This window comes from Bacillus sp. ISL-4 (assembly GCF_018613275.1).
Lineage (GTDB): Bacteria > Bacillota > Bacilli > Bacillales > DSM-1321 > Peribacillus > Peribacillus simplex_E.
Genome location: NZ_JAGGQN010000047.1, coordinates 13,422 through 31,421, shown reverse-complemented (window position 1 = coordinate 31,421; position 18,000 = coordinate 13,422). Strand labels below are relative to the sequence as shown.

General features: G+C 41.5%; 18 protein-coding genes. 1 reads left to right on the top strand and 17 read right to left on the bottom strand.

Translation table 11 applies throughout. The features are described from left to right. Nucleotides 1-69 precede the first annotated feature (69 nt). The 10 genes from dnaB to J7J00_RS23500 form a co-directional block, all read right to left on the bottom strand. Nucleotides 70-1,434 (bottom strand): replicative DNA helicase, encoded by a 1,365-nt coding sequence (gene dnaB, locus J7J00_RS23545; RefSeq protein ID WP_034316139.1) that lies wholly within the window; start codon nucleotides 1,432-1,434, stop codon nucleotides 70-72. A 140-nt stretch (nucleotides 1,435-1,574) separates the two neighbouring features. Beyond that, nucleotides 1,575-2,024: a 50S ribosomal protein L9 gene (gene rplI / locus J7J00_RS23540; RefSeq protein ID WP_214795085.1), complete on the bottom strand. Its 450-nt coding sequence runs from the start codon at nucleotides 2,022-2,024 to the stop codon at nucleotides 1,575-1,577. Beyond that, entirely contained in the window at nucleotides 2,021-3,991 is a 1,971-nt protein-coding gene (locus J7J00_RS23535; RefSeq protein WP_214795083.1) for a DHH family phosphoesterase, read from the bottom strand. Before J7J00_RS23535 ends, rplI begins: the two co-directional genes overlap by 4 nt. Before the next feature lie 41 nt (nucleotides 3,992-4,032). After that, complete coding sequence (locus tag J7J00_RS23530) at nucleotides 4,033-4,980, bottom strand: YybS family protein (RefSeq protein ID WP_214795081.1); 948 nt, start codon at nucleotides 4,978-4,980, stop codon at nucleotides 4,033-4,035. A gap of 235 nt (nucleotides 4,981-5,215) precedes the next feature. After that, the gene (gene rpsR / locus J7J00_RS23525) at nucleotides 5,216-5,455 is read right to left on the bottom strand and encodes a 30S ribosomal protein S18 (protein WP_034316147.1); all 240 of its coding nucleotides are present in this window, start codon (nucleotides 5,453-5,455) and stop codon (nucleotides 5,216-5,218) included. A gap of 47 nt (nucleotides 5,456-5,502) precedes the next feature. Continuing rightward, complete coding sequence (gene ssb / locus J7J00_RS23520) at nucleotides 5,503-6,030, bottom strand: single-stranded DNA-binding protein (protein ID WP_214795079.1); 528 nt, start codon at nucleotides 6,028-6,030, stop codon at nucleotides 5,503-5,505. Between the two features lie 68 nt (nucleotides 6,031-6,098). Continuing rightward, nucleotides 6,099-6,383, bottom strand: coding sequence for a 30S ribosomal protein S6 (rpsF, locus tag J7J00_RS23515; protein WP_034316153.1), 285 nt, complete (start codon nucleotides 6,381-6,383; stop codon nucleotides 6,099-6,101). Nucleotides 6,384-6,576: 193 nt separating this feature from the next. After that, a complete protein-coding gene (gene ychF / locus J7J00_RS23510) occupies nucleotides 6,577-7,677 on the bottom strand; it encodes a redox-regulated ATPase YchF (RefSeq protein WP_034316156.1) in 1,101 nt (366 codons plus the stop codon). A gap of 167 nt (nucleotides 7,678-7,844) precedes the next feature. After that, complete coding sequence (locus J7J00_RS23505; RefSeq protein WP_034316158.1) at nucleotides 7,845-8,042, bottom strand: DUF951 domain-containing protein; 198 nt, start codon at nucleotides 8,040-8,042, stop codon at nucleotides 7,845-7,847. A 20-nt stretch (nucleotides 8,043-8,062) separates the two neighbouring features. Further along, nucleotides 8,063-8,899 carry a mechanosensitive ion channel family protein gene (locus J7J00_RS23500; protein ID WP_214795077.1) on the bottom strand — a complete coding sequence of 279 codons (837 nt, stop codon included), beginning with the start codon at nucleotides 8,897-8,899 and terminating at the stop codon, nucleotides 8,063-8,065. Between the two features lie 390 nt (nucleotides 8,900-9,289). Between J7J00_RS23500 and yyaC the strand changes: the two genes are divergently transcribed. Next, nucleotides 9,290-9,925, top strand: coding sequence for a spore protease YyaC (gene yyaC, locus J7J00_RS23495; protein ID WP_214795075.1), 636 nt, complete (start codon nucleotides 9,290-9,292; stop codon nucleotides 9,923-9,925). Between the two features lie 53 nt (nucleotides 9,926-9,978). Here the strand turns inward: yyaC and J7J00_RS23490 are convergent, their stop codons facing one another. From J7J00_RS23490 to mnmE, 7 genes are all read right to left on the bottom strand, one after another. Next, nucleotides 9,979-10,680, bottom strand: a complete 702-nt coding sequence (locus J7J00_RS23490) for a DUF554 domain-containing protein (RefSeq protein WP_214795179.1) — start codon at nucleotides 10,678-10,680, stop codon at nucleotides 9,979-9,981. Between the two features lie 52 nt (nucleotides 10,681-10,732). Further along, a complete protein-coding gene (locus J7J00_RS23485; protein ID WP_214795073.1) occupies nucleotides 10,733-11,593 on the bottom strand; it encodes a ParB/RepB/Spo0J family partition protein in 861 nt (286 codons plus the stop codon). Beyond that, entirely contained in the window at nucleotides 11,586-12,347 is a 762-nt protein-coding gene (locus J7J00_RS23480; RefSeq protein WP_076368556.1) for a ParA family protein, read from the bottom strand. Before J7J00_RS23480 ends, J7J00_RS23485 begins: the two co-directional genes overlap by 8 nt. A 260-nt stretch (nucleotides 12,348-12,607) precedes the next feature. After that, complete coding sequence (gene noc / locus J7J00_RS23475; protein WP_214795071.1) at nucleotides 12,608-13,486, bottom strand: nucleoid occlusion protein; 879 nt, start codon at nucleotides 13,484-13,486, stop codon at nucleotides 12,608-12,610. Nucleotides 13,487-13,863: 377 nt separating this feature from the next. Continuing rightward, nucleotides 13,864-14,580, bottom strand: a complete 717-nt coding sequence (gene rsmG, locus J7J00_RS23470) for a 16S rRNA (guanine(527)-N(7))-methyltransferase RsmG (protein WP_214795069.1) — start codon at nucleotides 14,578-14,580, stop codon at nucleotides 13,864-13,866. A 29-nt stretch (nucleotides 14,581-14,609) separates the two neighbouring features. Continuing rightward, nucleotides 14,610-16,496, bottom strand: coding sequence for a tRNA uridine-5-carboxymethylaminomethyl(34) synthesis enzyme MnmG (gene mnmG / locus J7J00_RS23465; protein WP_214795067.1), 1,887 nt, complete (start codon nucleotides 16,494-16,496; stop codon nucleotides 14,610-14,612). A gap of 21 nt (nucleotides 16,497-16,517) precedes the next feature. Continuing rightward, nucleotides 16,518-17,903, bottom strand: a complete 1,386-nt coding sequence (gene mnmE, locus J7J00_RS23460; protein WP_214795065.1) for a tRNA uridine-5-carboxymethylaminomethyl(34) synthesis GTPase MnmE — start codon at nucleotides 17,901-17,903, stop codon at nucleotides 16,518-16,520. Nucleotides 17,904-18,000 lie beyond the last annotated feature (97 nt).

Genomic DNA, 18,000 nt, shown 5'->3' with positions numbered 1-18,000 from the left:
TTATCATAAAGCCCCTTCCTTTTCCAAAAACAGAGAAAGCCCGCCATTGCAAAAATGGCAGGCAGTTCCCTATGCGCCGGGAGACATCGAATCGTCATCGAAGCGGCGTTCGAGGTTAACGAATTTATTATATTCTTTTACGAAAGCAAGCGAAACCGTGCCTACTGGACCATTACGCTGTTTCGCTATAATGATTTCGATGATATTTTTATTCTCGGATTCTTTATCATAATAATCATCACGGTATAAGAATGCGACGATATCGGCATCTTGCTCGATACTCCCGGATTCCCTGATATCAGACATCATCGGACGCTTATCCTGACGCTGCTCCACTCCCCGCGATAGCTGGGAAAGGGCGATGACGGGCACTTTAAGTTCACGAGCGAGCGCTTTGAGTGAACGTGAAATCTCGGATACCTCTTGCTGACGGTTGTCGCCTGAACGACCATCGCCTTGAATTAACTGCAGGTAATCGATCAATATCATGCCAAGGCCATGTTCCTGCTTCAAACGACGGCATTTTGAACGGATTTCACCAATCCTCACACCAGGCGTATCATCGATATAAATGCCGGCATTCGACAAGCTTCCCATCGCCATCGTCAGTTTACGCCAATCCTCATCAGTTAAGGAACCTGTACGTAAATTCTGAGCGTTGATATTTCCTTCAGCACAGAGCATACGCATAACGAGCTGCTCTGCACCCATTTCAAGACTGAAAATCGCTACATTCTCCTCCGTTTTGGTCGCAACGTTTTGAGCGATATTCAATGCAAAAGCGGTTTTACCAACCGAAGGACGGGCACCCACTATGATGAGGTCATTACGTTGGAACCCTGCTGTCATTCGATCCAGTTCAGCGAACCCTGTCGGTATCCCCGTGACATCCCCTTTACGGGTAGTCAAAATTTCTATATTATCGTACGTCGCAACCAATACATCCTTAATATTTTGAAAAGACCCGGAATTCTTACGCTGGGCCACTTCCATGATCGTTTTTTCTGCTTCCCCGAGCAGCTCCTCGACCTCGTCCTCGCGACTGTAGCCTTCCTGAGCGATGTTGGTCGCTGTCCTGATCAAACGACGCAGCAATGACTTCTCCTCGACGATGCGGGCATAATATTCAATATTGGCCGCGGTAGGCACCGATCCGGCCAATTCACTTAAATAAGAAACTCCGCCAACTTCTTCAAGGTTTTTTGTCGCGGCCAATTCCTCTGTCACCGTAATCAAATCGACAGCTTTTCCTTCGTCATTCAATTTAAGCATCACATTAAAGATTTTTTGATGAGAGCTTCTGTAAAAATCCTCTGGAATCAAAACTTCCGATGTAACGGTCAATGATGAGGGCTCAAGGAAAATGGCTCCTAGCACTGCCTGTTCAGCTTCTATATTTTGAGGGGGAATCCTATCCTGAAATTGTTCTATCATATCTTAAAACCTCCCAATCTAAGAGGATACCTTTTATATGTTTCTAGTAAAAAAGAAAAAAGTGAAAGGACAACCTGCCCAATCACATTTTTCGTCTATCTCTATTTTATCAATTTTTCGCAGATATGAAACAGCTAAAATTAGTTAATTTCTTTCACATGCACAGTCAGTGTCGCAGTGACTTCAGGATGAAGCTTGACTGGAAGCTTTGTATGTCCTAAAGAACGGATGCCGTCAGCAAGCTCCATTTTACGTTTATCAACCTTGATACCGTGTTTTTTCTGAAGCTCTGATGCAATTTGTTTAGTCGTGATGGAACCGAATAAACGCCCGCCCTCACCGGCTTTGGCAGATATTTCAACCGTTAATTTCTCAAGCTGCACTTTCAATTCTTCAGCATGCTGCAGCTCTTCTGCTGCAAGTGATTCTTCTTTATTTTTCTGAGCTTCCAAAGTTTTTACATTTGTATTATTTGCTTCAACGGCCAATCCTTGTTTAATCAGGAAATTATGTGCATAACCATCTGCAACATTTTTAACTTCCCCTTTTTTCCCTTTACCTTTAACGTCTTTAAGAAATATTACTTTCATTCTTTTTGTCCCCCTTCTAAATATTCATCAATAGCTGTTTTTAATCGACTTTCGGCTTCATCAATGGAGCAAACCTGTTGAGTGGCGGCATTTGTTAGATGTCCGCCTCCATTCAACATTTCCATGATCACCTGTACATTGATATCACCAAGAGAACGTGCACTTATGCCAACTGTATCATCAGATCGCTTAGCCATTACAAAGGAAGCGACAACGCCGTCCATGGTCAATAGGGTGTCCGCAGCCTGAGCAATGAGCACCTGATTATGAACCTGATCGGTTTTTGCCGAGGCAATGGCAATTCCCTTTTTATAAAAAATGACTTCCTCAATGAGCTTCGAACGTTTGATATAGGTGTCCACGTCTTCTTTTAAGAATTTCTGGACAAGTACCGTATCAGCTCCATGCGCCCTTAGATAAGAGGCTGCATCGAAAGTACGCGAACCCGTTCTTAAGGTGAAGCTTTTCGTATCGACGATAATGCCTGCAAGAAGCGCCGTCGACTCCAGCATATCAATCTTTGAGCGTTTCGGCTGATATTCAAGCAGTTCGGTTACAAGCTCTGCTGTTGAAGATGCATATGGCTCCATATAGACGAGCAATGAGTTCTTGATGAACTCCTCACCCCGGCGATGATGGTCGATGACTACAACCTTATCGATCCTATTCAATAACCGCTCTTCAATTACCATGGAAGGTTTATGTGTATCGACCACAACCAGCAAGGTCTCATCCGTAATCATTTCAAATGCATCATCAGGTGTTATGAACCGGGCATACAGCTCTTCTTTATTTTTGATCTCTTCCATTAAACGAAGGACACTGCTATCGAGCTGCTGGGTGTCGATGACAATATAGCCTTCACGTTCATTCATCTGGGCAACCTTCAAGATGCCGATCGCTGAACCGATTGCGTCCATATCCGGGTTTTTATGGCCCATCACAATGACTTTATCGCTATCAAGGACTATATCCTTCAACGCATGGGAAATGACACGTGCACGGACTCTCGTGCGTTTTTCCATCGGATTGGTTTTGCCGCCATAAAATTTCACTTTTCCATTCGCTTGCTTTATCGCTACTTGGTCACCGCCCCGTCCAAGGGCGAGATCCAAGCTGGACTGTGCAAGCGTACCTAGTTCCGGTAAGGATGACACGGCCGAGCCGACCCCGATGCTAAGGGTCAATGGTACATTTTGCTTGGCCGTCGTTTCCCTGATTTCATCCAAAATCGAGAATTTGCCCTTCTCAAGCTGATGAAGGATATGCTCATTGAAGACAGCAATGAATCGTTCCGAGGAAACCCGTTTAAAGAAAACGCCATTATCCCTTGCCCATTTATCAAGAAGTGAGGTAACCAAGCTATTAATGCTGCTTTTACGCTGATCATCCATACCCTGTGTCAAATCATCATAATTATCAAGAAGAATGATCGCAATTGCTGTCCGCTCATCTTCATATAATTTCTCAATTTCCACTTGCTCCGTCACATCAAAAAAGTAAAGAAGCCTTTCATCACGCTTATGGACCACCTTGAATTTCCGATCGTGGAGCGTAAGCGTCTCCGTCTCGATCTCTTGCTTGATCAACGGCACTATCGAGTCCGCAACATCGTATAGCGATCTTCCTGCCAAGGAGTCTTCACTAAAACAAGAAGCCAGGAATGGATTGGTCCATTCAATGTAATAATCCTCATTAAAGAGCATGATCCCAATTGGCATTTCCAATAACGCTTCCTCGCCCACCTTCTTTAAACGATAGGATAAAGTCGTTATATACTCTTCTGTCTTTCGTTGCTTTTTTTCTACCATTCTTAATGTTAAATAAAATAAACCAGCAAGAATCAATAGTCCAACAAGTGCAATAACCCAATTATAATAAGCCAGTACGCCCAAAAGTAAAACGACTGCAGCCAGCACCCCATACAATGGGGACTTAATCGAGTATTCTTTCAAATAAGATGGCATAGTTTCAGCTCCTAAAAGCATCTGTTTTACAAAAAAATCTTCTATTCCTTTTTCTTGATTGTCTCCCTAAAAGGAAAGCCTAAATCTATTATACCTAAAAATCGAACGGCCGTCGTAATAATCGGAATTGGCAGCAGCAAAGAAAAAACCACGATTAAAACAGGTATGGCCTTAGCCCAAGACTTAACATGAGCGATATAGAATATCAGGGAATATCCTTGTAATAAAATGAAGAACTGCAGTATGAAAAATAGGTTCGTTATGGTCATATATACAAAACTGTTCTTGTCCGTATTCACAAAAAGAGCAAGAAGCATCGTAATTAAATAATACCATAAAAGGCTTTTCGGGAGTCGCAGATCTCGAAAATGGGGCCATTTTAACGCCTTATCACTGAATCTCTTCACAATGGGATGCGCCGCAAAGAAAATCAATAAAACCATGATGACGGACATCAAGACGAACAAACTTGGCATCAGCGTGTTCATCATATCGAGTGATTCATACAACCTCTTTTTGACTTGTTCCGTCGGTGCCTGTCCAAAAGAATCCATTATGCCGATAGTATTTTCGAGGGACCCCTCTGCCATGTTCATCGATTCTTCTATGTAATTAACATCCGTTATCAATACTGAAGCTGCATATATTAATAAAATGCCTCCCAGGAAGACAAGGACTGCGCTTATGAACATAGGTGCCATCGGTTTGTCCTTTTTCAAAAAATAGCCGATTGCGATTCCCGTTGCCCCCATGAGCAAGGTCAGCGGAACAGACAATATCGTCCCGATGAGGATTGACAATAACGAGGCTACAAATAAGTAACCAAGGCTCCACGATAACTTTTGTTTGATTGTAACAAGTATGAATGGAATGGGTAAAAAGAATGTAGTGAAAATACCCAATAGTGGGATTTGAATGGTGATGAACAATAAAATGCAATATAATGCCAAAAGGGCTCCGCCCTCGGCAATCCGTCTCCCGCTATTCATCTTTATTTCACCCCCTGTTATTATTGATGTCTTATCTCCATCTTTATATTGTATCCGTTACGGCCAGGATATTTCAAACATCACATTCTTTTTTAGGATATGATTATTTTTTCTGAGGAAAACGTCCGGATAACTTCCTTTTGAAATAAAAAAACCGCAATTCAGCGGTTTTTAGGCATAAGTGACAACTTATAAAAAAGGCACATTAAGGATAACTCCTCAATGTGCCAATTTATTATTCACCAGATACATATGGTAGTAATGCCATAGTACGTGAGCGTTTAATAGCAATCGTTAATTTACGTTGATATTTAGCGCTTGTGCCAGTTACACGACGTGGTAAAATTTTACCGCGTTCTGAGACGAATTTTTTAAGAAGATCTACATCTTTGTAATCAATTTTAGTGATTCCGTTAGATGTGAAATAACAAACCTTTTTACGCTTACCGCGTCCTTTACGTCCACCCATTGCCATAATAAATTTCCCTCCCTGCATTTTAAATTTTCATTTTAAACGGCTGTTTAAAACGGAAGATCGTCATCTGAAATGTCGATTGTCTTACCGTCATTTGCAAACGGATCATCATCTACACGAGTGTAGTTGTTATTGCTCCGTTGATTCTGATTAGGATTTTGTCCATACGAATTGTTGTCATTTCCGTTATTATTACCATAACTTTTTTGACCCCCACCGTAAGAACCGCCTTCATTTCTTTCACCCGCTGAACTGCTTCGTGGTTCAAGGAATTGAACGCTCTCAGCCAGAATCTCCGTCACATATACGCGTTTGCCGTCTTGTCCTTCATAATTACGTGTTTGGACACGTCCATCCACGCCAGCTAAACTGCCCTTTTTCAAGAAGTTAGCTACATTTTCTGCCGGTTTACGCCAAACTACACAGTTAATGAAATCCGCTTCACGATCACCCTGCTGATTCGTAAAACTACGATTCACAGCTAAAGTAAAGGTAGCTACGGGAACTCCATTAGGTGTATATCGTAATTCAGGATCTTTAGTTAAGCGTCCTACCAAAACTACGCGATTCATCATCAGAATCAACCCCTAGGTTTCAAGCTTGTTTCTATGAAACAAGATTAGAATTTATATTAAATATCGAATTAAACTTCTTCTCTAGTAGCCATGTGGCGAATAATGTCTTCACTGATTTTAGCAAGACGATCGAATTCTTGAATCGCAGCACTTTCAGCGTTAACTTTAAGAAGCATGTAGTAACCATCACGGAAATCATTGATTTCGTATGCAAGACGGCGTTTACCCCATTCTTTTGCTTCTACTTCCGCACCATTATCAGAAAGGATTGTGTTGAAACGTTCAACTAAAGCTTTTTTAGCTTCTTCCTCAATGTTTGGACGGATGATATACATAATTTCGTATTTTCTCATCACTGTCACCTCCTTTTGGTCTAAGCGGCCCAATTGGGCAAGGAGCAATTATTTATAATTACTCACAAGATAAAATTATAGCATAGTTAAAGAGGCTTTGCAACGGACTGATCGAGTTATTACAATTAATTGTAATCTAATGATTTAAGTCTCAAAAAAAGGACCCTACATGGAATGGTAGGGTCTTTGAATCTTAAACGTTAAAACGGAAATGGATAACATCGCCATCGTTAACGATGTATTCTTTTCCTTCCAAACGGACTTTACCTGCTTCTTTTGCTGCACCATGGCTGCCCGCTTCAAGTAAATCGGTATAAGAAACCGTTTCGGCACGGATGAAACCACGTTCGAAGTCCGTGTGAATGACGCCGGCACATTGAGGGGCTTTCATTCCTTTGCGGAATGTCCAAGCACGCACTTCCTGTACACCAGCTGTAAAGTATGTTGCCAATCCAAGCAGATTATAAGAAGCACGGATCAACTGATCAAGACCTGACTCCTCGATGCCAAGTTCAGATAGGAACATTTCCTTTTCTTCACCTTCAAGCTCTGCAATTTCTTCTTCGATTTTGGCACAGATCACGATCACCTCGGCATTTTCCTTAGCAGCATATTCACGAACTTGCTGTACATATTCATTATCATCAGCATTCGCCACTTCATCTTCGCTCACGTTCGCCACGTAAAGCGTCGGCTTCGCTGTAAGTAAATGCATGCCCTTCACGATTTTTTGTTGCTCTTCAGTAAACTCAACGGAACGTGCAGGCTTTTCATCTTCCAAAGCTTCTTTTAAAGCCACAAGGATTTCATGTTCCGCCACAGCGGCTTTATCCTTTTGCTTGGCCATTTTTCCGACACGGTCGATGCGTTTGACTACAGATTCCAAATCGGCAAGGATCAATTCAAGGTTGATGACTTCGATATCATCGATTGGATTCACTTTTCCGGAGACATGGGTAATGTTATCGTCTGCAAAACAACGGACGACTTGACAAATTGCATCCACTTGACGGATATGGGAAAGGAATTTATTACCCAATCCTTCTCCTTTACTTGCTCCTTTTACAATCCCGGCGATATCCGTGAACTCAAATGCTGTCGGAACCGTCTTTTTCGGTTTTACCAATTCAGTCAATTTTTGCAGACGGTGATCTGGCACTTCCACAATCCCGACATTTGGGTCGATCGTACAGAAAGGATAGTTGGCAGATTCCGCACCTGCCTGAGTAATTGCATTAAATAAAGTAGATTTACCTACGTTAGGCAAACCGACTATACCAGCTGTTAAAGCCATTTATATTTCACTCCTTCAAGATGATTCGTACATATGGGAAACGAACTGATCTTATATAAAGACCTTCCAATTACCTAAACCTTTCCCAATTATAGATTTCGCTCCCTAAAAAGACAAGTAAATCATTGAGATGACAGGACTACTTTCACTCCAAAAAAAAAGCATGATCACTCCTCATGCTTTTGCAGAACCTTTTTCATTTTCTTCGCGAATTCACGTCGAGGCAGCATCACGCTATGGCCGCACCCTTCACATTTGATCCGGATATCCATACCGAGCCGTATAATTCTCCACTTATTCACTCCACAGGGATGCGGTTTCTTCATTTCCACAATATCCTTAAGTGCAAATTCCTTTTCTTCCATAACCATGAGCCCCCTAATTCCTATGACTCGCTGCCATTGTACGTAGATTTAATCCCACTTGAATCAAGCGCAGCACTTATTTCAATTCTTAATACCCTACTGATTTCAATGTGATGCATCGGCTTTGTTTCCGCTTTAATCCGAAAGACGATTTCTTCAGGACTAATTTTTTCAATTCCCAAAAATTCAGGTGTTTTGATCAATGCCTCGTATTTGCCTTCCATACTGTTTAAAAGATCAATCAGCACCTTTTCAGCACGCTCGACCGATCCATCGTTAGCTATGGTCACATCAACAACAGCCATACTATTTAAAATGGAATAATTCGTGACCTGAATGATGCTGCCGTTGGGTATGAAGTGCAATTCACCTGCACCGCTTTTAATTTTCGTTGTACGAAGCCCGATTTCAATGACTTCCCCTTCAAAATTATTGATTTTAATATAATCCCCAACCGAGAAATGATCTTCAAAAATAACGAAAAATCCTGTAATAATATCCTTGACCAAACTTTGAGCACCAAACCCAACCGCCAAACCGAGAACACCGGCACCAGCGAGTAATGGCATTACCTTGAGTCCAAAAATTTCCAAAATCATCATCAAGGCAATGAAATTGATGACATAGGTAATGATATTTTCGAGCAATTTAATGAGTGTCGCTTCCCTGCGCTCCGATACCCGAATGGGACTTCTTAAGCGTGCTTTGAAAAATTTATTCAGAATAGTCTTTCCTATTCTAATAATAATACGCGATAACAACAGAACAAGGAAGATTTTAATAATCCCCTCGCCCATCAGCAGCCATATCTTTTCATCCAATATCTCTTTTGTAACGTTATCATAAATGCGATCCATATTTTCCTCCTGCCTAATGCAATTAACTGCAAAACTTTTATATCTCTATATGATTTTTTCCCATATAGACGTATTCCTCTACCCTTCATGCATTGAGATAACCATGAAGTAAAGCGATTTTCTCTATCTTATCAATAAATAATGGTTTCTGGACAAAAAAATTATGGGTATATAGGTAAAAGAATTAGAAGTTTTTTCCCAAATATTAAAGTAATTATTTACTAGAAAGTATAAATGAAAGCAATTGGTAGAGGATAGCGTCGATTCATATCCCCTTCACCTGTTTGCATGTTCTACAAAAAATTCCCTCATCCATGATGTTAAATACCGTATATTTTCCTCTTTTTATCCGTATACTGTAATACCAAATAAAGTAAAGGAGTTGAGCCGATGAATCTGAATTCTAGTCTATTTAATAATAATAAAAATAGATTGAGTCGCATCCTGCATGAAGATATGGATGCATCCAAACAAATTTCCCAGGAATTAATCAACCTCCTACCAACCGGAAAGCTCCAACCAATCGTCATCGTCTGCATAGGCACGGACCGTTCCACAGGCGATTCACTCGGACCACTTGTCGGCACTCTGCTTAGTGAAAAAGCTGAAAACGGTTCTTCTTCATTCCATGTTTATGGTACTCTGGATGACCCTATACATGCGATGAATTTACAGGAAAAATTAAATGAAATCAAAAAGATGCATGCCAATCCCTTTATCGTCGGAATCGATGCTTGCTTAGGGAAAATGAAAAGCGTCGGCATCGTTCAAATCGGCCAGGGACCAGTGAAGCCAGGAGCTGGGGTCAATAAAGATCTTCCTTCCGTCGGAAATGCCCATATTACAGGAATCGTGAATGTAAGTGGATTCATGGAGTTCATGGTCTTGCAGAACACGCGTCTTAATCTTGTGCTAAAAATGGCCAAAACCATTGCCGAGGGGATTTATGAAGCACAAAATCATTATCCAATAAAACCTTCCATCACTCCTTTCACATGGTCATTCAAGCAAGAAAAAACCCTATGATCGGTTTTTTCTTATCATAAAAAAGAAGGAAGGGGCCATCCCTTCCTTCTTTTTTATACATAATACATGAAAGTAACCAGAATCGCGGTGATCATTATGCCTGGAAGCAGATTTGCCACCCTTATTTTGGTCAGACCGATAATATTCAAACCAATCGCCAAAATCATGACTCCCCCAGTTGCCGTCATTTCCAGTATGAAGGAATCCATTAAAGCAGTTGGGATCATCGTATTGATCTGCCTTGAAAAAATCGCTATGAACCCCTCATAAAGAATGACCGGAAATGCTGAAAAAAGCACACCTATGCCAAGCGTACTGGCGAGGACCAATGCCGTAAAGCCATCGATGATCGCTTTTGTTATCAAAACGTCATGATCATTCCGGATACCGCTATCCAGGGCACCGATGATGGCCATCGCCCCAATGCCAAATATGAGCGTAGCCGTTACAAATCCCTGAGATATCGAAATTCCTTCCTTCGCTTTCATCCTGCGTTCAAGCCAATTGCCTAAAGAATTTAGCTTGGCCTCAAGATTCATCCATTCACCGAGGACAGCCCCTCCGACAATACTTAAAATGACAACAAGGAAATTATCGCTTTTAAAACCCATCTGCAAACCTAAGACCATGACGGCCAAACCGATACCGCTCATGACCGTTTCTTTTATCTTTTCAGGTATATGTTGTAAAAACCTTCCTAAAATCGAACCGATTAAAATGCAGGCACCATTCACCAAGGCCCCTAATAATACCATCTCATCCACCTAATTTTCTGCATATGTCGTCACGATCTTTTCATAAGGTGATCTAAGAGGATAGGTTCTCTTGATCGATCAAGTTCAAAATTCTCTCTAAATCTTCTTTTGAAAAGAATTCTATTTCTATTTTTCCTTTTTTCTTGCTTTGTTTTATCGTTACGCTCGTTCCTAGTCTTTCACGCAGACTTGTCTCCCGTTGCTTTATGAAGATATCTTTTTTTTCTTGTTTCTTATGTTTAGTTTCACGTGAAACGGTATCATTCAATTGATGGATATATTGCTCTAGCTGTCTGACATTCATTCCTTCTTTAAGGATTTTATCCGCTACCGGCTTAAGCATCTCTTTTTTCTTTAAACCTAGCAATGCCCGGCCATGCCCCATGGAAATTTCCCCGTCGGAGATATATCTCCTAATCCCTTCAGGTAAAGATAGCAATCTAACATGGTTTGCTATATGGGGACGGCTTTTACCCAGCCGGTTGGCCAACTGCTCCTGGGTGAATTCCAATTTTTCAAGAAGCGTTTGATAAGCGACAGCCTCCTCGATCGGATTCAAATCTTCCCGTTGCAGGTTTTCCAAAATCGCCAGTTCCATCATCTGCTGTTCGCTCAATTTCCTCACAACGACGGGAACAGTCTTTAAACCAGCTTCCTTGGCCGCACGATAACGCCTTTCCCCAGCCACGATTTCATACCCCTTAATGCTTTCCCGGGCAATAATCGGCTGTAATATCCCATGTTCCATGATGGATTGCTTTAATTCCTCTATAGCTTCAAGCCGAAAGCTCTTTCGGGGCTGATAAGGATTTGGCCTTAATTCCCTTAATTTGATTTCTCGCACGATTTCATCTTTATTGATCTCCCCATTGTTGAAAAGTGCGTTAAGTCCTTTGCCAAGTCCTTTAGCCATTTGATACCACTTCCTTCGCCAGTTCTAGATAGACCTCCGCCCCTCGAGACTTTGGATCATATATAATTATCGGTTCTCCATGGCTCGGTGCTTCACTCAAACGGACATTGCGGGGAATGATGGTTTGATAGACTTTATCCTGAAAGTATTTTTTGACTTCTTCTATGACCTGGAGACCTAAATTCGTTCTTGCATCCAACATCGTCAATAGCACACCCTCGATTTTCAAATCATGGTTCAAATGCTTTTGGACGAGGCGGACCGTATTCAATAGTTGACTCAAACCCTCCAATGCATAATATTCACATTGTACCGGAATCAAAACTGCATCGGCGGCCGTTAAGGCATTAAGCGTAAGCAAACCCAATGATGGAGGGCAGTCAATCACAATGTAATCATATTGGCCCTGCACCTCTTCTAACGCCCTTTTTAATCGGACTTCCCTTGAGATGGTTGGAACAAGTTCAATTTCTGCACCTGCAAGTTGAATTGTCGCAGGTATGGCATATAGGTTTTCTACCTTTGTTTCCATGATGACGGTACTGGCCTCGACATCATCAACCAATACATCATAAATACATTGTTCCACATCGGCTTTGTCAATACCTGCACCGCTTGTCGCGTTTCCCTGCGGGTCAATATCGACCATTAAGACTTTCTGTCCTATGTATGCAAGACAAGCACTTAGACTGACAGAAGTTGTCGTTTTTCCAACACCGCCCTTTTGATTGGCAATGGCGAGAATCTTACCCACGAATTCACCCGCTTTCAACTATCTTCATCACGCTTATATCTATTGATTTTTACCGTAAATCCATTTATTTCTTTCTATTTTATCATGAATGTTACTTGAAGAAATCGTTTTCTTAAATTCCTCTTAAAATTTGAAATATATCTAAAAGCATTAAAAACCCGGGAAAAGTTGAATATTTTTTAAGGTTGAAATACCAGTTTTGGCGCGAAAACAAAAAAAGCTTGGTAATCGGAGACTACCAAGCGGGTAAGGATAGGGAATCAAGTTTTTTTCTTGGGTATTTTAATCGTGAACTGATAATACTCCTCGAATTCTTCTTCCTCTGCATCCAAATTTATTCCATTGTCTGTAACCATATTGAGTGATTGGCGTATGGTATTCACGGCAATCCTCATGTCTTTACTAAACGCTTTTCGCTTAGGTTTCGGCTTCTGCACAGTACCCGTCAAGAGCTTGACGACCTGCTCTTCGGTCTGTTTGACGTTTAACCCTTTTTCGATGATTTCCAAAAGCAGTTTAAGCTGCTTTTCAGGACTCTTCAACGGTATCAACGAGCGGGCATGGCGTTCCGTAATTTGCTTTTGAAGAAGTGCATCCTGAACCTCCTGGGGCAGCTTAAGCAGCCGAAGCTTATTCGCTACGGTAGATTGACCTATTCCCAGTCTTTGTGCCAAAGCTTCTTGTGTTAAACTATGCAACTCCAATAGTTTTCCATAAGCCAAAGCTTCTTCAATCGGTGTCAGTTCTTCACGCTGAAGGTTTTCTATCAGCGCAACGGAAGCCGTTTCTGTATCGGTGAAATCTTTGATTATAGCGGGTGCCAATTCCCAGCCAAGCTTTTGCATGGCCCGAAAACGACGCTCACCTGCAATGATTTCATACTTTCCCTGACCATAAGCCCTTACTACAATTGGTTGAATGATCCCATGTGTATGGATCGTTTGAGCCAATTCGGCAATTTTATCGTCATTAAAAACGGTCCTTGGTTGAAATCGATTAGGCACAATATCAGAAATGGAAATTTTTCTTATCTCTTCATTATTATTGCCAGGTGTCTCCATCTCTAGTTGCTCTAGTTGCTCTAGTTGCTCTTCTTCCTTTTCGCCAAACCCAAAGAACCGCGAAAAAGGATGCTTCATCTTCCTACACCACCTTTTAAAACTCCCAAATAACATATTCTCTATTTATAGGACAAGTCCTGCATACATTTCCCGACATGGTTATACATATGGCCCTTCGCTGTAAAAAACATGTCGACTGGCACCATCAAGGCAATGATGAGGAATGGACGGCCAGTTATTATAACTATCGGCCGGCTTGCCCAAAATTATTTCCCTGAATCAGCCAGCAGGGTACAAGTTTTGACATGTACCGAAAATGCCTTATTGTTGGCAAATGCAGTATTGAGTGAAAATAATAAGGTCATACATTTATAGTAAAAGAAAATAAGGGCAAGTACCAGCCATATATCTGAATCATCTACGCTTACTATGAATACTTACTCATCGTACAGAGATTATTCAATAGGCTGCTTATTCGGTGTCCCTGGTTTTCTTGGGTATTTTTTAGGAGTCTTCTTCACTTTTTTTACAGTAATGATGTTTCTTTCACTATTTTCCTCTGGCAATGTGAAAGGATGAATTTCTTCAATTTTTCCGCCTAACGTAAAAATGGCCTTCTTCCCTGTGTCCATTTCATCTTGTGCACTAGCCGCTTTCATGGCAATGAACGTCCCATCCATTTTAACGAGCGGCAAACATAGTTCACTTAAAACGGACATCCTGGCTACTGCCCTTGCCATGACAATATCATAGGATTCGCGATGCTCCTGTTTTTGGGCGAAGGTTTCCGCCCGGTCATGATAGAAGGAAACTCCCTTTAATTGCAAGGAATCCGCAAGGTGATTCAAAAAAGAAATTCGCTTATTCAAGGAATCCACAATCGAGACGTGGATATCAGGGAAACAAATCTTCAATGGAATACTCGGAAATCCAGCTCCAGCCCCAACATCGCAAATTCGATATGATTTGTTAAAGTCAAAATAGAAGGCTGCACTGATTGAATCATAAAAATGCTTAAGATAAACTTCTTCTTTATCAGTGATGGCTGTTAAGTTCATCTTTTCGTTCCATTCCACCAATAATCGATAATAAGTGTCAAACTGATCAAGCTGTTGAGGAGAAAGCTCGATCCCTTTCTCCAGCAGTGCTTGTTGGAACTGTTCAATATTCATGTCTTTTCAATCCTTTTCGGGTATTTCCATTACTGAGATACTCTGGCAATCTTTCCTTGCTCCAAATAAACAAGCAAAATGGAAACATCAGCGGGATTCACACCGGAAATTCTTGAAGCCTGAGCTACTGATAGCGGGTGGACCTGCTTTAATTTTTGACGTGCTTCCGTTGCAAGTCCAGAAATTGCATCATAATCGATATTCTCTGGAATCTTTTTATTCTCCATTTTTTTCAGGCGATCGACTTGCTGCAAGGATTTTTCGATATATCCTTCATACTTGATCTGGATTTCGACCTGTTCCGTCACTTCATCGCTCAGTTCGACATCACTTGGCGCCAACTTCTGGATATGGGAATAATCCATTTCAGGCCGTTTCAATAAATCGGAGGCCCGGATTCCATCCTTTAACTCACTGCCGCCACTTGCAGTAATGACTTCTTGTACCTCTTTGGTCGGTTTGATGAAGGTTGATTTCAGTCGTTCCTTTTCCATTTCAACCGCTTCTTTTTTCATAAGGAATCGATTGTAGCGTTCTTCTTTGATCATTCCGATATTGAATCCAATTTCCGTTAAGCGTAAATCGGCATTATCATGTCGCAATAATAAACGATATTCTGCACGTGAAGTCAGCAATCGATATGGTTCATTCGTGCCTTTCGTTACAAGGTCATCAATGAGAACACCAATATAGGCATCCGAACGGCTTAATATCAGTTCTTCTTTACCGATTGCATTCAGTCCTGCATTAATACCGGCCATCAATCCTTGTCCTGCTGCTTCCTCGTAGCCGGATGTCCCGTTAATTTGGCCAGCAGTATAAAGATTTTTGATTTTCTTCGTTTCAAGTGTAGGCCATAGCTGTGTAGGAACGATAGCATCATATTCAATTGCATATCCAGCGCGCATCATTTCCGCCTTTTCAAGTCCAGGAATTGTTTGCAGGATTTTCACTTGCACATCTTCAGGCAGACTTGTAGATAAACCTTGCACATAAACTTCCTTTGTATTGCGACCTTCAGGTTCCAGGAATATTTGATGCCTTGGTTTATCATTAAAACGTACGACTTTATCTTCAATCGATGGACAATAACGCGGCCCAGTTCCTTTAATCATTCCCGAATACATTGGTGAACGGTGTAGATTCTCATCAATGAGCTGGTGTGTCCCCTCATTCGTGTACGTTAACCAGCATGGCAATTGATCCGTTATGAACTTTGTCGTTTCATAAGAAAATGCACGCGGCACTTCATCGCCAGGCTGAATTTCCGTCTTGCTGTAATCTATGGAAGAGCTATTCACGCGTGGCGGCGTTCCTGTTTTAAAACGGACCAAATCAAATCCTAACTGCTCTAAATGTTCAGAAAGCCTGATGGAAGGCTGCTGATTATTAGGGCCGCTTGAATATTTCAGTTCCCCTAAAATGATTTCACCGCGTAAATATGTTCCAGTCGTGATTACAACAGTCTTCGCACGGTACACCGCGCCTGTTTTAGTGATGACACCCGTGCATACGTTGTTTTCAACAATTAATTCCTCTACCATTCCTTGAATCAATGTTAGATTTTCTTGGTCTTCTATCGTCTTTTTCATTTCTTGTTGATAGAGAAATTTATCTGCCTGCGCCCGCAATGCACGAACAGCCGGACCTTTAGCCGTATTGAGCATCCTCATTTGAATATGGGTCTTGTCGATATTTTTCCCCATTTCTCCGCCTAAAGCGTCAATTTCCCTAACGACTATCCCTTTTGCCGGCCCACCAACGGAGGGATTGCATGGCATGAAGGCGACCATATCCAAGTTAATGGTGATCATCAACGTTTTAGCTCCGACTCTTGCCGCTGCAAGGCCTGCCTCACTTCCAGCATGACCGGCACCAATAACAATGACATCATAGCTACCTGCTTCGTACTGCATATCCTTTTCCTCCTTTTACGCTTATTTTCCTAAACAAAATTGAGAGAACAATTGGTTGATCAAATTATCCTGAACGCTTTCGCCAATGATTTCTCCAAGTAGCTCCCATGCTTTCGTGAAATCGATTTGAACCAAATCAACCGGTGTACCCATTTCAATAGCATCGATTGCATCTTCAATTGACTGTAATGCCTGTCCTAGCAAAGCTATATGCCTGGCATTGGAAACATAGGTCAGGTCTCCCGTTTCCAAAGAACCCTCGAAAAATAAAGAAGCGATGGCTTCCTCCAATTCATCGACCCCTCGATCCTCCAGTAATGAAGTCGTAACAACTTTATGGGATGCCGCCTTTTCCTTGACCTTGGCCATATCAATTTTTTGTGGAAGGTCGGTTTTATTGATGATAATGATGACATCCATACCCTCAACCGCTTGAAATAGTTTCTCATCTTCAGAAGTGAAATCATCTGAATAATTCAATACAAGCAATATTAAATCAGCCTCTTTTAATACTGCACGGGACCGTTCGACTCCAATTCGTTCGACGATATCCTCCGTTTCGCGAATTCCTGCCGTATCGACAAGTTTAAGCGGTACACCGCGAACATTGACATATTCTTCGATTACGTCACGTGTTGTACCTGGAATATCAGTGACGATCGCTTTATTTTCATGAACTAAGCTGTTAAGCAAAGAAGATTTTCCGACATTAGGGCGCCCTATGATAACGGTCGCAAGCCCGTCCCGAAGTATTTTCCCCTGTTGGGCCGTGTGAAGCAGTTTCTCTATTTCATTCTTCACATAACTGCCCTTTTCCAAAAATAAACGATGCGTCATTTCTTCGACATCATCATATTCCGGATAATCTATATTTACCTCGACTTGAGCGAGGGTCTGTAAAATTTCCTGACGCAGGTTTTGGATTAATTTCGAAAGCCGGCCTTCCATTTGACCTAATGCAACATTCATGGCTTTATCCGTTTTAGCCCGGATTAAATCCATAACGGCCTCAGCTTGAGAGAGATCGATCCTGCCATTCAAAAAAGCGCGTTTCGTAAATTCACCAGGTTCCGCTAAACGAGCACCTTGTGAGAGAATAAGCTGCAATACCCGATTGACCGAAACGATTCCACCATGACAATTTATTTCAACTACATCTTCTCTTGTAAATGTCTTTGGACCCATCATGACCGAAACCATGACTTCCTCAATGATTTCACCTGTTTTAGGCTGGATAAGGTGGCCATAATGAATAGTATGTGATTTCACTTCAAGCAATCCTTTTCCACCTGGTCCTTTAAAGATCCTATCGGCTATTTCTATGGCCTCATCACCGCTGATTCTAACGATGGCGATTGCCCCTTCCCCCAAGGGAGTAGAGATAGCGGTGATTGTATCGAATTCCATGCTTTCACCTCTTATATATTGATGGTTCTATTTTTTTCTGTTAATAAAATCGTCGAATCCCTAAATTACTACAATACCACAGTATATTCATGAAAAA

Excerpts from the sequence above, each read along its gene's own strand:
- J7J00_RS23505 (WP_034316158.1), bottom strand. The coding sequence starts at position 8,042 with ATGGAAGAAAAGGAATTTGCACTTAAGGATATTGTGGAAATGAAGAAA.
- mnmE (WP_214795065.1), bottom strand. The coding sequence starts at position 17,903 with ATGGAATTCGATACAATCACCGCTATCTCTACTCCCTTGGGGGAAGGG.
- ychF (WP_034316156.1), bottom strand. The coding sequence starts at position 7,677 with ATGGCTTTAACAGCTGGTATAGTCGGTTTGCCTAACGTAGGTAAATCT.
- dnaB (WP_034316139.1), bottom strand. The coding sequence starts at position 1,434 with ATGATAGAACAATTTCAGGATAGGATTCCCCCTCAAAATATAGAAGCT.
- noc (WP_214795071.1), bottom strand. The coding sequence starts at position 13,486 with ATGAAGCATCCTTTTTCGCGGTTCTTTGGGTTTGGCGAAAAGGAAGAA.
- rpsR (WP_034316147.1), bottom strand. The coding sequence starts at position 5,455 with ATGGCAATGGGTGGACGTAAAGGACGCGGTAAGCGTAAAAAGGTTTGT.
- J7J00_RS23535 (WP_214795083.1), bottom strand. The coding sequence starts at position 3,991 with ATGCCATCTTATTTGAAAGAATACTCGATTAAGTCCCCATTGTATGGG.
- ssb (WP_214795079.1), bottom strand. The coding sequence starts at position 6,030 with ATGATGAATCGCGTAGTTTTGGTAGGACGCTTAACTAAAGATCCTGAA.
- mnmG (WP_214795067.1), bottom strand. The coding sequence starts at position 16,496 with ATGCAGTACGAAGCAGGTAGCTATGATGTCATTGTTATTGGTGCCGGT.
- rpsF (WP_034316153.1), bottom strand. The coding sequence starts at position 6,383 with ATGAGAAAATACGAAATTATGTATATCATCCGTCCAAACATTGAGGAA.
- rsmG (WP_214795069.1), bottom strand. The coding sequence starts at position 14,580 with ATGAATATTGAACAGTTCCAACAAGCACTGCTGGAGAAAGGGATCGAG.
- yyaC (WP_214795075.1), top strand. The coding sequence starts at position 9,290 with ATGAATCTGAATTCTAGTCTATTTAATAATAATAAAAATAGATTGAGT.
- rplI (WP_214795085.1), bottom strand. The coding sequence starts at position 2,024 with ATGAAAGTAATATTTCTTAAAGACGTTAAAGGTAAAGGGAAAAAAGGG.
- J7J00_RS23530 (WP_214795081.1), bottom strand. The coding sequence starts at position 4,980 with ATGAATAGCGGGAGACGGATTGCCGAGGGCGGAGCCCTTTTGGCATTA.
- J7J00_RS23485 (WP_214795073.1), bottom strand. The coding sequence starts at position 11,593 with ATGGCTAAAGGACTTGGCAAAGGACTTAACGCACTTTTCAACAATGGG.
- J7J00_RS23500 (WP_214795077.1), bottom strand. The coding sequence starts at position 8,899 with ATGGATCGCATTTATGATAACGTTACAAAAGAGATATTGGATGAAAAG.
- J7J00_RS23490 (WP_214795179.1), bottom strand. The coding sequence starts at position 10,680 with ATGGTATTATTAGGGGCCTTGGTGAATGGTGCCTGCATTTTAATCGGT.